This is a genomic window from Nonomuraea helvata, assembly GCF_039535785.1.
GTDB lineage: Bacteria > Actinomycetota > Actinomycetes > Streptosporangiales > Streptosporangiaceae > Nonomuraea > Nonomuraea helvata.
This window is the reverse complement of the sequence record NZ_BAAAXV010000009.1, coordinates 1725353-1740222: the sequence shown is the minus strand read 5'-3', so window position 1 is coordinate 1740222 and position 14870 is coordinate 1725353. Positions and strand designations below refer to the sequence as shown.

At 69.6% G+C, this 14870-nt stretch carries 13 protein-coding genes and 1 pseudogene; 7 read left to right on the top strand and 7 right to left on the bottom strand.

The genetic code is table 11. The features are described 5' to 3' along the window. Positions 1-161 precede the first annotated feature (161 nt). Entirely contained in the window at positions 162-509 is a 348-nt protein-coding gene (locus ABD830_RS41270; RefSeq protein WP_345002232.1) for an ArsR/SmtB family transcription factor, read from the bottom strand. Next, positions 509-709 carry a hypothetical protein gene (locus ABD830_RS41265; protein WP_344999663.1) on the bottom strand — a complete coding sequence of 67 codons (201 nt, stop codon included), beginning with the start codon at positions 707-709 and terminating at the stop codon, positions 509-511. The genes ABD830_RS41270 and ABD830_RS41265 overlap by 1 nt, the downstream gene beginning before the upstream one ends. Positions 710-963: 254 nt before the next feature. On the opposite strand from ABD830_RS41265, the gene ABD830_RS41260 reads away from it, so the two are divergent. Continuing rightward, on the top strand, positions 964-1137 hold the full coding sequence (locus ABD830_RS41260) for a hypothetical protein (RefSeq protein ID WP_344999661.1): 174 nt from the start codon (positions 964-966) through the stop codon (positions 1135-1137). Here ABD830_RS41260 and ABD830_RS41255 read toward each other — a convergent pair. Further along, complete coding sequence (locus tag ABD830_RS41255) at positions 1134-1328, bottom strand: hypothetical protein (RefSeq protein WP_344999659.1); 195 nt, start codon at positions 1326-1328, stop codon at positions 1134-1136. The two genes, ABD830_RS41260 and ABD830_RS41255, sit on opposite strands and share 4 nt — an antisense overlap. Next, entirely contained in the window at positions 1304-3607 is a 2304-nt protein-coding gene (locus ABD830_RS41250; RefSeq protein WP_344999657.1) for a phosphoketolase family protein, read from the bottom strand. The genes ABD830_RS41255 and ABD830_RS41250 overlap by 25 nt, the downstream gene beginning before the upstream one ends. A 368-nt stretch (positions 3608-3975) precedes the next feature. Here ABD830_RS41250 and ABD830_RS41245 point away from each other — a divergent pair, with 368 nt between their 5' ends. The 3 genes from ABD830_RS41245 to ABD830_RS41235 all read left to right on the top strand — a co-directional run bounded on the left by ABD830_RS41245 (position 3976) and on the right by ABD830_RS41235 (position 6272). Next, positions 3976-4293 carry a hypothetical protein gene (locus tag ABD830_RS41245; RefSeq protein ID WP_344999655.1) on the top strand — a complete coding sequence of 106 codons (318 nt, stop codon included), beginning with the start codon at positions 3976-3978 and terminating at the stop codon, positions 4291-4293. Between the two features lie 322 nt (positions 4294-4615). Beyond that, complete coding sequence (locus ABD830_RS41240) at positions 4616-4909, top strand: DUF1330 domain-containing protein (protein WP_344999654.1); 294 nt, start codon at positions 4616-4618, stop codon at positions 4907-4909. A 985-nt stretch (positions 4910-5894) separates the two neighbouring features. Then, on the top strand, positions 5895-6272 hold the full coding sequence (locus ABD830_RS41235; RefSeq protein WP_344999652.1) for a hypothetical protein: 378 nt from the start codon (positions 5895-5897) through the stop codon (positions 6270-6272). Positions 6273-6397: 125 nt separating this feature from the next. Here ABD830_RS41235 and ABD830_RS41230 read toward each other — a convergent pair whose 3' ends face one another. From ABD830_RS41230 to ABD830_RS41220, 3 genes are all read right to left on the bottom strand, one after another. After that, positions 6398-6943: a GNAT family N-acetyltransferase gene (locus ABD830_RS41230; RefSeq protein ID WP_344999650.1), complete on the bottom strand. Its 546-nt coding sequence runs from the start codon at positions 6941-6943 to the stop codon at positions 6398-6400. 130 nt (positions 6944-7073) lie between these two features. After that, complete coding sequence (locus ABD830_RS41225; RefSeq protein ID WP_344999648.1) at positions 7074-8426, bottom strand: M20/M25/M40 family metallo-hydrolase; 1353 nt, start codon at positions 8424-8426, stop codon at positions 7074-7076. Beyond that, entirely contained in the window at positions 8416-9585 is a 1170-nt protein-coding gene (locus tag ABD830_RS41220; protein ID WP_344999646.1) for an MFS transporter, read from the bottom strand. The genes ABD830_RS41225 and ABD830_RS41220 overlap by 11 nt, the downstream gene beginning before the upstream one ends. Before the next feature lie 93 nt (positions 9586-9678). On the opposite strand from ABD830_RS41220, the gene ABD830_RS41215 reads away from it, so the two are divergent. The 3 genes and pseudogenes from ABD830_RS41215 to ABD830_RS54490 form a co-directional block, all read left to right on the top strand. Continuing rightward, complete coding sequence (locus ABD830_RS41215) at positions 9679-12474, top strand: helix-turn-helix transcriptional regulator (RefSeq protein ID WP_344999644.1); 2796 nt, start codon at positions 9679-9681, stop codon at positions 12472-12474. 234 nt (positions 12475-12708) lie between these two features. Next, a complete protein-coding gene (locus tag ABD830_RS41210) occupies positions 12709-13797 on the top strand; it encodes a MerR family transcriptional regulator (protein ID WP_344999642.1) in 1089 nt (362 codons plus the stop codon). Positions 13798-13911: 114 nt separating this feature from the next. Continuing rightward, positions 13912-14805 (top strand): annotated as a pseudogene (locus ABD830_RS54490) (aminoglycoside phosphotransferase family protein); the annotation flags it as partial. Positions 14806-14870: the final 65 nt, after the last annotated feature.

Below are 14870 nucleotides of genomic sequence, written 5' to 3'. Positions count from 1 at the left end.
GACCACCTCACGGCTCCCGAGCGCGTACAACAGGGCCTCGCCCTCCCGGGGCGCCGCCGGCCCGGCCAACAGATCTCGGTACGGACAGTGGCCGACGGCAGACAGATTGGCACGTCCCAGCGGCGCACGCAGGCGGAAACAGTTCACCGAGGTCAACAGGCTCACGAAGTGCCGCTTCCGGCGTTGTCCTCCAACAGTTCGCTGAGCAGCTCGCTTTGTCCTGTCAGCTTCTCGGTCAGCAACTCGCGGGCCGCGCGCAGCAGCCCGGCCACCCGGCCACCTGCCAGCGCGTAGACCACGGTGGCCCCCTCACGCTGCGCGGTCACCATGCCCGAGCGGCGCAGCACCGCCAGATGCTGCGACAGCCCGGTCGGCTCCACTTCAATCGAGGCCAGCAGCTCCCGCACCGGCATTGGCCCATCCTGCAGGAGCTCCAGCACCCGGATCCGCACCGGATGGCCCAACAGCCGAAACAGCTCGGCCTTCGCCTCATACAGCGGTACCGACATCATGCCCATGATTCCCCCTGCGCACGTGGCCGGCCCTTCTCGATGGCGATCCCGTGCGCCTGGGCCAGCCGCTGAGCATCTTCCCACTCGGCCTCGGCCACCAGCACCGCGTGCGCGTCATCAGCGTCACGGGCGGCCTGCAGCGCCCGCCAGGCCAAGCCGGCCCGTTCTCGCACCGCAGCAGCAAACACCGTGCTCATCTACACCTCTCATCCTCCCGCGCGACGCAGCCCGCGAACAACACGATCGAAGCAATTACGCATCTTCGCAATTACGATATCGCGAGAGGGACATGGACGGTGACTCGCATCGTGTTCTGACCGCGCTGGAGGCCCACATCCAACGACAACGCCGCCACTGCCCGACCAGTTCGTCTTCGAGCTGTCCCGGGGCATGCTCTGCCGACAGCTGCGGACTTCCTGGTCCGGGCCCAGTCCACAGCTCGGCCCACCTGATGCGCCGGCAGTGCCGCTGCGCGCAAGGACGCATCGTCGCGGCCGGCGCCCCCGACAACCTGCGCAGGCTCCTCCACCGCGCGGGCCTGCTCGAACGCCTCGATCAACTCTCCACACGGCAGCAGGCCATCACCGCCCTACAGGGCAACGGCCCGGGCGACGGCCCTGCCTAGCAGTGCGCCCGTCCGCCGGGGCCGCTCCGCACGTATGGCGGCCCGTCCCCGGTCCGGTGGATGAGCCGCCCGGTCTCCTCGCCGATGCGTTCGACCAGGCCGCCGGCGGTGCGTTCGCGGGTCTCGACGTCCACCAGCTCGTACTTGATCGACGAGGATCCGGTGTTCAGGACGAGAATGGGGCCGGCCATGTCCACGAGCCTGTTTCCAGGGGGTCCTCGCCGTGCTCGCGGGTGTAGGCACGGGCTTGGAGCCGGGCGTCGGTCATCCGCTGGCGCAGGTGCGCGGCGGTGGTGCCGAGGCCGGGGACGCGGTCGATGACGTCCATGACGAGGTGGTAGCGGTCGATGTCGTTGAGCATGGCCATGTCGAAGGGCGTGGTCGTGGTGCCTTCTTCCTTGTAGCCGCGCACGTGGAGGTGGTGGTGGCCGTGGCGGCGGTAGGTGAGGCGGTGGATCAGCCATGGGTAGCCGTGGAAGTTGAAGATGATCGGCTTATCCGTGGTGAACAGGGTGTCGAACTCGGCGTCCGGCATGCCGTGCGGGTGCTCCGACGGCGGCTGCAGCCGCATCAGGTCCACGACGTTGACGACGCGGACCTTCAGGGACGGCAGGTGCTCGCGCAGGATGGCCGCGGCGGCGAGGGTCTCCATGGTGGGGACGTCGCCGGCGCAGGCGAGCACCACATCCGGCTCCCGGTCCTGGTCGGTGGAGGCCCACGGCAGGATGCCCAGCCCGCGGGTGCAGTGGGCGATGGCCTCGTCCATGGTGAACAGGTCCAGCACCGGCTGCTTCCCGGCGACGATCACGTTGACGTAGTCGCGGGAGCGCAGGCAGTGGTCGCCGACGGAGAGCAGGGTGTTGGCGTCCGGCGGCAGGTAGACGCGGACGACCTCGGCCTTCTTGTTGACCACGAGGTCGAGGAAGCCGGGATCCTGGTGGCTGAAGCCGTTGTGGTCCTGGCGCCACACGTGGGAGGAGAGCAGGTAGTTGAGCGAGGCGACCGGCCGCCGCCACGGGATCCTCTTCGAGGCCTGCAGCCATTTGGCGTGCTGGTTGAACATGGCGTCGATGATGTGGATGAACGCCTCGTAGCAATTGAACAGGCCGTGCCTGCCGGTCAGCAGGTAGCCTTCCAGCCAGCCCTGGCACAAGTGTTCGGACAGCACCTCCATCACCCGCCCGCCGGCGGCCAGGTGCTCGTCGGTCGGCTCGAGGGCGGCGTTCCACGCCCGGTCGGTGGTCTCGAAGACGGCTTGCAGCCGGTTGGAGGCGGTCTCGTCCGGACCCATCACCCGGAAGTTGTGCGGGTTGGCGGCGATCACGTCGCGTAGGAAGGCACCGAGCACGCGGGTGGGTTCGCTGGTCTGTTGCGCAGGTGATTTGACCTCCACGGCGTAGTGGCGGAAGTCCGGCAGTCGTAGCGGCTTCAGCAGTTCGCCGCCGTTCGCATGCGCGCTGGCGCTCATCCGCAGGGGGCCTTCGGGCACCGTCTGCAGCAGCGCGGGCACCGGCCTGCCATCGGCATCGAACAGTTCGTCGGGCCGGTAGGAGCGCATCCAAGCTTCCAGCATGGCCAGGTGTTCGGGGTTGTCGCGGACGCCGGACAGTGGCACCTGGTGGGCCCGCCACGTCCCTTCCACCGGCACTCCGTCGACCTCGTGCGGTCCGGTCCAGCCCTTGGGCGTGCGCAGGATGATCATCGGCAGGCGGTCCGCGCGTCCGTCCTTGTAGGCGGCGATCTGGTCGAACACCTCGTCCAGCGTTCGCGCCATCTGCTCGTGGTCGGGGCCGACGATGTGCGGGCGGTAGCCGTACCCCTCCATGAGCTTGACCAGCTCCGCCTCGGGTATCCGCGCGAGCACGGTCGGATTGGCGATCTTGTAGCCGTTCAGGTGCAGGATCGGCAGGACGACGCCGTCGAGGTAGGGGTCGAGGAGCTTGTTGGAGTGCCAGCTGGCGGCGAGCGGGCCGGTCTCGGCCTCGCCGTCACCGACGACACAGGCGACCACGAGATGCGGGTTGTCGAACGCCGCGCCGAAGGCGTGCGCGAGCGAATAGCCGAGCTCGCCGCCCTCATGGATGGAGCCGGGCGTCTCGGGGGCCACATGGCTGGGGATGCCGCCGGGGAAGGAGAACTGCCGGAACAGCCGCCGCATGCCGGCGGCGTCCTGTGAGATGTCCGGATATTTCTCGCTGTAGGTGCCTTCCAGCCACGCGTGGGCGACCGCCGCCGGGCCGCCGTGGCCGGGGCCGGCGATGTAGATCATGTCCTGGCCGCGTTCGGCGATGATCCGGTTGAGGTGGGCGAAGCAGAAGTTCAGCCCCGGCGTGGTGCCCCAATGGCCGAGCAGGCGCGGCTTGATGTGCTCGGGCCGCAGCGGCTCGGTCAGCAGCGGGTTGTCGAGGAGGTAGATCTGGCCCACGGACAGGTAGTTCGCGGCACGCCAGTACGCATCGATTCTCTGCATGGGTGTCATGAGCCCGAATATCTCGGATCTGCCGGGACCGGCCTAGGGACCTTGGTCCCGACCTTGCAGAGCGGATTCCCCATGTAGTCGATGCGTCTTGGCGACAACGGTCCATCGGACACGCCCTGAAGGACTTTGGTCCCTGCTGTGAACATGGTGCAGCGCGAGATCTTGGGTTCATGTCCGTTCTTACCTCTGCGCTCGGAATGGCCCTATGACGGGCACCGGCGCCGCGCCCTATGCCGTTCCGCAGTCCGCGGGCGGGAAGAAGCCCTTCGCCACGCGAGCCGGCGTGCGCAGGCTGGTGCACGCCGCCGTCGCGGCGCCCTCAGTGCACAACACCCAGCCGTGGCGCTTCCGCCGTGTCGATGACGCGACCATGGACCTGTACGCCGACCTCGACCGGCTGCCGGCCGTCACCGATCCCCATGGGGCGCGGGCTCGGCATCAGTCGCGGGGCCGCCCTGCTCAACCTGCGGCTGGCGATCCGGATGACGGGGCACGATCCCCAGGTCCTACCGCTGCCCGACCCCAGTGAACGGCCCGACCTGCTGGCGACCGTACGCGCCACCCCGGGTACCCCGCCTGACCAGGACGAGCGGCTGCTGTACGGCATGATTCCGCACCTGCGTACCAACCGCTTCCCCTTCGACGGACCCCCAAGAGCGAGACGTCGAGCGCCATGAGCTTCAACTACGTCGTCCGCGCGTCGGGCACTCCCGTGGCATTTGTCACATATGTCCCCCACCGGATGATGTGCCATCATGGGTATCGTCACTTCGACGATAAGGGGTGCCATGACCGCGCAGCGCCATCGGCGGCCTGATCCTCGCCGCGGGCCCCGGCCCCGGCCACCTCTTCCCCGACGACAGCGCCTACACCACCGCGGCGCTGGTCGGCATCGGCGCCATGGCGATCACCACGCTGACAAGCCTCGCCCTCGCCCGCCGACGCTCGTCCGAGACCAACCCGTAAGTCAATTGCACTCATCCCAACACTGGAGGTTCCATGCCCAAGGGCTACTGGGTCAGCGTCTACCGCACCATTTCAGACCCTGAGAAGCTGGCTGCCTATAACGAGCTGGCGCGTCTGGCCGTCCAGCCTGCGGGCGGTCGGACCCTCGTCCGTGGCGGTCGGGTCGTCGCGCACGACGCCGGAATCGCCGAGCGCACCGTCCTGGTCGAGTTCGACAGCTTCGAGCAGGCCGTCGCGGCGCACGAGAGTGCGGCCTACCAGGAGGCGCTGGTCGCCCTCTCCGACGGTGTCGAGCGCGACTTCCGCATCGTCGAAGGCATCGACTGACCGAGGTCCAGCCGGATCTTCACTGAAGATCCACCATCTTGGTTTTCGCTGGTGCGGCTGCTGTGGCGGGGCTCGTGCGGAGCTTGGTGAGGATGCGCCAGGTCTTCAGGTGGGCGAAGCCGTGCTCGACGGGGGCGCGGCCGGCAGCACCGCTACTTCTAGCTCAACCTCAACGACGGCAGCAGCCACGTCGCCAACGTCACATTCAGCTAACCACCACACCTGCCGCCGGCCTCGCCACAACAGCGGGGCCGGTCCCATGCCCACAGCCAGAGCCTCCAACAGGCTGTTGACCATCTTGATGCACAACGGCTGACGTCAGTGGTCGACCATCCTGTGCGGTGCCGGGCGCGACGTGGAGGCCATGGCCGGCAGTTGCGAGCCCGTCGGGACACTCCGTCCCGCGTTGGGGTCGGCTGTCGAAGAGGACACGTCCGTAGTCCACACCCTTGCTCTGATCGAAGCTCATCCAGGTGGTGACTTCCTGGCTTGATCCCCACACCACCTGTCGCCCCGGCGCTACGATTGATGTGCCAAGAGTGATTGCCTGTAGCGGCTCGACTCTCATCAACGGAGCCGTGGCACTCGAGATCGTGGCGGCGCTGAGATGCGCGTATGTCTGATCGTCGTGCGGCCGGTGTTCCGGGGGTCGGCCGCTCCAGGCGGTTCATCGAGCCTGCGGCCGCGACACCACGCCCGCAGGAGAACCAGGAGCTCGCCTATGGCCGGCTGAAGGTGTGCTGGCCCCGAATGAAGCGACGATCGCCAAGGTCCCGTGGCTGGTAAGGATCCGTCCGAGACATCTGCGCAACACCTGGGGCGTCACCGCCAGGCACTTGGGGGCCACGTTATCGAGTTCTAGATCGTCGGTACCGCTCCCGCCGTTCATGGCGGAGCTGAGGCCGACCGCCAAACCATAGTGGCCGGCGGCCATCGATGACATGGCCGAGTCCCGGCTCGAAAGGCCAGTAACCAGGAGATCGACGTGCTGAAGAAGACCTCTGTCGGCCTAGCGACAGTCGCGGCGGCCGGAGCTCTTCTCACGAGCTCGCCTGCATCAGCGCAGATGATCCCCGCGTCCACACAAGCCAACGTGGCATATGTCCAGACGGCGGGGACGTCCATGGGGAGCGGCTGGGGTGACCCCTGGGTTCCTCACTGCCGAATCCACCACCACCGATTCCATCGCTTCGCCTGCTTCCACCACCGCTTCCGTCACTTCCATCGCTTTGACGGATTCCACGGGAACAGGAACTTCGGCTTCCACGAGAACAGGAACTTCAATTTCCAGCGGAACGCCGACTTCGGTGCCATCGGAGCGGTGATCAGCAACACCAACATCAACACCAACTTCGCGCGCTGATCACAGCACGGCGCGCCATCTCAGAGACGCCGCCGTGCGGCGGGTTACAGGTGACCTCGGAGTCGCCGTCCGCCGCTCGGCGGCACAGTTTTCGAGGCAGACCAGTCCACACCCTGACGGGCCGATCACAGCGGTGCCAACATCATGAGGATCTCGTCCCGATCGTCGCTCGCGGACAGGCGCAAGGCGCCCGGACGGCGGCCGATTTCTTTGAAACCCAGACGCCCGTAGCAATGCTCCAGCCCCATACCGGACCGTGCGGCAAGATGCAGCTGCTCCAGGCCCATTTCCTCGCGGGCGACCCGACGGGCGTGGTTCATCAGGGCCGCCCCGATCCCACGGCCTCGAAAGGTCGGGTGGGACTGGACGTGATGCACGGTGCCCCAGTGCGCCACCAGCGGATGCGGGTCACGACGGACATTCAGCCAGCCCGCCAGGACGCCGTCGACCATGGCCAGGACCACGCGGCTCCGGTCGGGATGCAAGTTCGCGATGAGTTGCTCGGCAGCCGGGGTGACCTGCTCGACGGTGACGGGCGGGAACGGAAACCCCACGGCGCCGCCGGCGTTGCTCACCTTGACCCAGCAGTCGATCAGCTCGCCCGACAGTTCGGTGTCAATCTGGTCCTGGTGGCGGATCTGACGAAACTCGGGGGCACGCATGCTGGTCATGGTGCGGATTGTGGCAGATGACCCCGACACGACACCGCCATGCGGTGCCCAGCGTGCGGGGAGTTCTGGTCGCAGAGGTGGAGTTCCGCGAGCTGTCTCAGGTCGGGTGGCAGCGGTGTCGCTGAGATCGTCACGTCCTCGGCCAGTCCGCGAGTTCGGCGAGCAGGAGCGCTTCGGCGAGGCAGGCGCGTTCGAAGTCGGCCAGGTGCAGGTTCTCGTCGGTGCTGTGGGCGCGGCTGGCCGGATCGCCTCCGGGGCTGGTGATGAGGACGGCGGCGTTCGGGTATGCGGCGGCGAACTCCGCGACGAAGGGGATGGCGCCGCCGCCTCCCATGTCGACCACGTCGCGGCCGAAGGCGTGCTGGTAAGCGCGGCGTGCCGCGTCAAAGGCCGGACCGCGGGTGCCGACCGCGTACGGCTGCGCGATCTCCGCCTCGGTGACCTCCACCAGTGCGCCCCAGGGTGCGTGGTCGCGCAGGTGCCTGGCCAGGGCCGCGCGGGCCCGTACCGCGTCGTCGCCCGGTGCGATGCGCAGGCTCACCTTGGCGCGGGCGGATGCGGTGAGGGCGTTGACGGCTCCGGGCACAGAGGGTGCGTCGATGGCCAGGACGGTCGCCGCGGGTACGGCCCAGACCCGTTCGGCGACGCTGCCCGAGCCGAGCAGCCTGACGCCGTCGAGCACGCCTGCCTCGGCCCGGAACCGTTCGGCGGGGTAGTCCGCCTGCGGCGGGCGGCCGGTGGCGAGGCCGTCCACCGTGACGTGGCCGTCCTCGTCGTGCAGGGTGGCGAGCAGGCGGCACAGTGCGGTGAGCGCGTCGGGAGCGGCCCCGCCGTACGTGCCGGAATGCACGCTCTCCGCCAGCGTCCGCACCTCGACGACGCAGTTGGCCATGCCGCGCAGCGTGGTGGTGAACGAGGGGACGCCCACTTCGATGTTCTCCGAGTCGGCGAGCACGATCACGTCGGCGGCGAGCTGGTCACGGTGCCGGTCGAGGAAGGCGCCGAGTGTCGGGGAGCCGATTTCCTCCTCGCCCTCGACGATGACGACGACTCCGACCGGCGGACGCCCGTCGTGCGCCAGCAGCGCGGCCAGGTGGGTGGCGATGCCCGCCTTGTCGTCGGCGGATCCGCGGCCGTACAGTCGCCCATCGCTTTCACGTGGCTCGAACGGGGTGCTCGACCACAGGGCCGGGTCGCCGGCGGGCTGCACGTCGTAGTGGGCGTACAGCAGCACGGTGGGACGGCCGGGAGGTGCGGGACAACTGGCGAGGACCACCGGCCGGCCGCCGGGGATGTCGTCCAGGATCTCCACCTCCTGGGCGGCGCCGGCGCGGAAGAGCTCCGCCGTCAGCTCCGCGCAGCGGCGCAGGTCCTCGGTCGCGGCCGGGTCGGCGCTCACCGATGGGATGCGGATGAGGGCCTCGAGGTCGGCTCTTACGTCTGGCAGCACCTTCTGTACGGCGCGCCGCAGGTCATCGCTCATTGATGAGCTTCCTTTCGGATCGTGTGTCGAGCCAGGAGGGGAGAAGGGCGAGAGCCAGCACCGCGACGATCAACGCGAACCCCGCCGGATACCCCGCGGGCCCGGCCACGAGCCCGAACCCGACGGCGCCGATCCCCATCCCGCCGTCGTAGGCGAGGTTCCACAGCGCGCTCACCTGCCCGAACGCGGAGGAGGAGGATCGCGCGAGCATCAGCACCAGGGTGACGTTCTGGGCGGCGCCGAAGCCGGCGCCGAAGAGCGCCGCCCCGACGATCACCGTGTAGGGGTTGTCGAGCCAGACGATCCCGGCCATCCCGATGACCGCGGCGATCACCGCCGGCACCAGCAGGACCGACTGGCCGTGGCGGTCGCCGTACCGGCCGGCCGCCCACCGTGCGAGCGGCATCGCGCAGGAATGCGCGAGCAGCGCCGTCGCGGCGGTCCCCGGTGAGCCGGCGGGGACGGCCAGCGGCAGGAACGTCAGCAGCACGCCGGCCGCCAGGGTGATCGCCGCGAAGACGATGACAGGCCGGGCGAGCGCGGCGTGGCGCAGCGGGCGAAGGACGCCTCCGTGCTGCTCGACCGGCGCCGCCTCTTGGGGCAGCCAGGGAATCCCGATGAGCGCGAGCAGCGCCAGCCCCGTTCCCGCGAGGAAGACCGGTCCGTGGCCGACGAGTGGAACCAGCCACAAGCCGATCGGCAGCCCCAGGATCGCGGGGATCCCGACGGCCACGCCGTACACGCCCAGCGCCTCCCCCCGACGCTGGACCGGAGCCAGCTCGGCCACCAGGGCGGGACCCACCACGACCACGATGGCCAGGCCGGCGCCACGCGCCAGGCTCGTGGCCAGCACCACCGGCAGCGCGGCGGACAGGACCAGCAGGGCCGAGGGAACGCCGAGGAGGAGGACGCCCAGCGCCATGCTGGCGCGGTAGCCGTACCGGGCCAGCAATCTCGGCATGACCAGTTCCATGAGCACGGTCGCCAGCATGGTGACGCCGGTGGACAGCCCGGCGCCCATGTTCCCCGAACCACCTGATGCCGCATACAGCGGAACGATCGGAACGAGCAGGTAGAAGCTCGTCATCGAGGCGAGTGAGGTCACCCCCAGGAAGACCATCGGACGGCTGAGCAGCGGTTGCGCACCGGTTTCGATCACCGGGCCAGCTTCGCCGTTCCGGCGGCCGGACGGATCGGGCGAATGCCCTATCCGGCATCCCTAGTTCTCGTCCGGATCTGACAGCCTGGACCTATGGTCTTCGTAGGCAGGGACGCGGAGCTGGCCGCTCTGGCTGAGGCCTACGCACATGCCCGAGAAGGCTCCGCCTCCACCGTGCTGCTCGGCGGCGAAGCCGGGGTGGGCAAGACCCGGTTGCTCGCCGAGTTCGCCGCGTCGTCGGCAGGGGAGGCGTGGCTGCTCTCGGGTGACTGTCCCCAGGTGGGGGAGAACGGCCTGGCGTTCGCGCCGTTCACCGCCATGCTGCGCCATCTACTGCGCAAGATCGGTACGGAGGGCTTCCTCCGTCTCCTTCCCCGTGGTGAGCCAGGTGAGCTCGGGAGGCTGCTCCCGCTCCTGGGCAGGCCCGCCGGCGACGGCGATCCCGCACTGACGCAGGCGCGGCTCTTCGAGGAGATCCTCACCCTCTTCGAGAACCTCGCCGAGGACCGGCCCTTGGTGATCGTCGCCGAGGATGTGCACTGGAGCGACCGGTCCAGCCGGGAACTGCTCGACTTCCTCATCAGAAACCAGCAGGCGGCCGCGGCTTTTCTCCTGGTCGTCACCTACCGGAGCGACCACCTGCACCGGACGCATCCACTCCGCCCGGTGCTGGCCGAATGGGATCGCAGGCCGTGGACGACCCGGATGGAGCTCGGCCGGCTCGGCAGGGGCGAGGTGGTCCGTCAGCTTCGCGGCCTGCTCGGCGGCGAGCCGGCCCCCGCCGTCATCGAGGACGTCTTCCGGCGCAGCGAGGGCAACCCCCTGTTCGTCGAGGCGCTGTCAGACCGGGCGGGCGCGCCGGTGCCCGCGTCCATTCGCGACCTGCTGATCACGCCGCTCGACAGGCTGCCGCAGGAAACGCGGCAGGTGGTCCACGCTATGGCCGTAGGCGGCGCTCAGGTCGGCCACGCGCTGCTGCACACCGTCACCGGGCTGGACGACGCCCGCCTCACCGACGCGCTGCGCCCAGCGGTGAGCGCGAACCTTCTCCTGATCGAGGAGGAGGTGTACGCGTTCCGTCATGCGCTGGTCCAGGAGGTGCTCTACGACGACGTGCTTCCCGCAGAACGCGGGCGGCTTCACGTACGGTATGCCGAAGCCCTGGAGCGGGACCCGGAACTCGCTCCGCTGGGCCGGGCGGCGTACGAGTCCGCCCTGCACTGGCACGCCGCCAAGCGCCACCCGTCCAAGACCCTGGCGGCCGCTCGCCGCGCCGCCGCCGACGCCGCGGCGTCCCTGGCGCACGCGGAACAGCTGCACATGCTGCTTCGCGTGCTGGAGCTGTGGGAAGAAGCGCCCGATCCGGCCACGTCCAAGGCCGACGTGCTCGACGAAGCGGTACGCGCCGCCATCGCCGCAGGCGAGAACGCGACCGCCGTCCAACTGGTGGAGACAGCCCTCTCGGCCGAGAGCGATCCTGCGCGTGCCGGCTGGCTGATCGCCCACCGCGGCGAACTGCGCCACCTCCTCGGCATGCCGGGCGACCTGGACGATCTGCGCGAAGCCGCTCGTCTGACGCCGTGCGAGCATCCGGCACGCGCGACCGTACTCAACCTGCTCGCCAATCGCCTCCTCACGGTCCCTCTGGAAGCCGAAGGCCGGGTCGCAGCGCGCGAGGCGCTGAAAACGGCGCAGGCCGCTGGCGATGCCAAGGCCGAGGTCATCGCCACCGTCAACCTGACGTACGCGCAGGCTCGGGCCGGCGATCTCGACACGCAGCTGCCGCACCTGATCGAGGCCCAGGCGACCGCCCGCCGCATCGGCGACCAGGGTGGGCTCCTGCACGCCTATCGCTGTGAGGCGGACGTCCTGCAGGGCGCCGGTAGGTATGCCGAGGCGGCCGAGGCGGCCCGCCGGGGACTCACCGCCGCCACGCGGTCGGGTCTGGCCCGAACGGCGGGCCCGATCCACGCGGGCAACCTCGCGGAGGCGCTGATCGCGCTGGGCCGATGGGAGGAGGCCGCCGAGATCGTCGAGCACGCCCTGCGTGTCACGCCGACGCCCAGTCTTCGCGCGTACCTGATGGTGCTGGCCGGCTCGATCGGGCTGGCCAGAGGCGATCTCGCAGGCGCCGAGAGCGCCGCTGCCCACGCCCGCGAAGTCTTCACCAGAGGCACGTCCTATGCCCAGGACCACCTCTTGCTGGTGCGCATGGAGGTGGATCTCCGCAGAGCGCAGGGGCGCACGGCCGACGCCGCGCCGCTCGTGGAGGAGGCGCTGATCAGCGGAAGAACGAGCCCGCGCTACCTGTGGCCGGTGATCGAAGCGGGCGCGCCCCTGCCCGTGCCCGGCCTGCCCGAGACCGCGGCCGCGTTGCCGGTGATCGGGCCCGTCCAGGAAGCCCACCGCCTGGCCTTCACCGCCGAGACCGGACAGCCGGACCTCTGGCCTCGCGTCGCGGCCGCGTGGGCGGATCTTCGCCAGCCGTACCCTCAGGCTCTGGCCCTGCTGCGAGCCGCGGAACACGCCGCGGAGACGGGAGACCGCTCCGCGGCCTCCTCCCATCTGACCGACGCCGCCCGGGAGGCGGACCGCCTGGGCGCGGAGCCCCTGCGGGCCCGGATCGAACGGCTGGCGCGCCTGGCCCGGATCCCCCTCGCCGTACAGGGCGAGACCGACCCGGCCGGGGAGCGTGACTTCGGCCTCACGCCGCGCGAACGGGACGTGCTGCGCCTGCTCGCCGACGGCCGCACCAACCGGCAGATCGCCGAGGAACTGTTCATCTCGGTCAAGACGGCGGGCGCGCACGTGAGCAACATCCTCGCCAAGCTCGGCGTACGCAGTCGCGTCCAGGCCGCCACGGCTGCACACCGGCACGAGTTGATCTAGTTGTTCTGAAGTACGGCTCGTCACCAGGCGGCGGCTGGGGCGCCGGGGATGACGTCGTGGCATCGAGCACAGTCGCTGTCTGCTTCTCTGAACTGGACCGTCGCTCTGGCTTGCAGGAGTCGCCTCGGATCGCTGGTTCGCGTTCGGCTGGCCGCCGTGAGCAGGGCTCTTGACCCTCACGTGGCGTCAGGCCGCATAGTCGGTGGCGTGGAGGAGCACTGGACCGTGGGACGTGTGGCCGAGTTGGCCGGCGTAAGCGTCCGCACGCTGCATCACTATGACGAGATCAGGCTCGTTCGGCCTTCGGCGCGGACCGCGGCCGGGTACCGGGCCTATTCGGCGGGCGACATTGAGCGACTGCGGGAGGTGCTGGCCTACCGGCGATTGGGCTTCGGGCTGCGGGAGGTTGCGGAACTGGTCGGCGATCCGTCCACCGACGCGATCGCGCACCTGCGCCGACTGCGCGGCCTGTTGCTGGAGCGGCGTGATCGCGCTGACGCCATGGTGGCGGCCATCGACAGGGAACTTGAGGCACGGGCGAAGGGACTGAAGGTGACACCGGAGGAGCAACTGGAGGTACTCGGTGCACGGCTGTACGACGCGATCGGCGACGCTTACACCGCGACACGGCGTACCGAGCCGCGGATCGCCGCGCAGATCTGGGACGCGCTCGGGGACGCGCGGACGGTGCTGAACGTCGGGGCCGGCACCGGCTCCTATGAGCCTGCTGATCGCGACGTGACCGCGGTGGAGCCATCGGCGGTCATGCGAGGGCAGCGGCCTGCCGGTTCGGCGCCGTGCGTGGCCGCCGCCGCGGAGAGCCTGCCGTTCGAGGACCAGTCGTTCGACGTCGCGATGGCCGTCTCCACCGTTCACCACTGGGGGGACCCGATAGCGGGGCTGCGCGAGATGCGGCGCGTGGCCCGCCGCGTGGTGGTGCTCACGTTCGACACCGACGAGCCCGGATGGCAGGACCGGTTCTGGCTTACCCGCGACTACCTGCCCGAGTTCGCCGCCGTCCTCGCAGAATTTCCCTCGCTTGCTGGGATGGCCGACGCGATCGGCGCTCGCGCTGAGCCGGTGCCCATCCCGTGGGACTGCGCTGACGGCCTGTTCGAGGCGTACTGGCGCCGACCGGGGGCGTATCTGGAGGATCACGTGCGCCGTGCGACGTCGGTGTGGACGAGGGTAGGGCCGGAGGCCGAGCAGCGGGCGGTGCGGAGCCTCAGCGACGACCTCGGCTCCGGTCGGTGGGCCGAACGCAACAGCGAACTCGCCGATCTCGATGCGGCAGATCTCGGCCTTCGCCTGCTCATAGCTTGAACGCCTCTGATCGGCAGCTCTCTGAAACCGAATCGGTGATGCCAGAGGAATCACAGCGAGACGTCCCGGAGAGCGAGAGCCGCTCCGCCTGCCGCCTCGGTACTGTGACTTCGCATGACCGACACCGAGATCGAGATCACCGCAGACCTGGTCCGCGACCTGCTGCAGGAGCAACATCCGGACCTCGCAGGGCTGGCCATCCGCGAGGTGGCGGGCGGCTGGGGCAACCAGATGTGGCGCCTCGGGGACGAGTTGGCCGTGCGCATGCAGCGCATGGACCCCACCCCGGAGCTCCAGCTCAAGGAGCGGCGGTGGCTACCCGTGCTGGCCCCGAGCCTGCCGCTCCCGGTGCCGACCCCGGTGCGGTTCGGCGAACCGTCCGAGCGCTTCCCCAAGCACTGGACCGTGATGACGTGGGTTCCCGGCGAGCCGCTGGACCACGGCTCGATCACCCGCGGCGCCCACGCGGCCGACACGCTGGCGAGTTTCCTCCAGGCGCTCCACGTGGAGGCGCCCGCCGAGGCGCCGGCCAGTTCGGACTTCGGCGCTCACCCCAAGAGGTGCACGGGCGGCTTCGAGCAGTTCTTGCAGGCCATTGACCCCGACGCCGTCGGCGATGTCAGCGCCGTCCGGGCCGTCTGGGCCGATGCCGTCGCGGCCCCCGAGTGGGAGGGCCCGCCGATGTGGGTGCACGGTGACCTCCATCCCGCGAACGTCGTCGTCTCGGACGGAACGCTCTCGGGCATCGTCGACTTCGGTGCCTTGTTCGCCGGCGATCCGGCGTGGGACCTCGCCGCCGCCTGGGTGCTGCTACCCGCGGGCACGGCCGCACGGTTCTTCGACGCGTACGCGCACGCGGACGAGGCAACGATCAGGCGCGCCCGCGGGCTGGCCGCTAAGAAGAGCCTCTTCCTGATGCTCATGGGGCAGAACGGAGATCGGGGCCTTGCCGGCGGCAAGCCGCACTGGGGACCTGCGGGCCGGGCGGCACTTGATCGTGTTCTGAAGGACGATTCCTTGACTTTCTCGATCTTGGTTGAGGATCATCACGCGCGGTGGGACGCCAAGGCCTG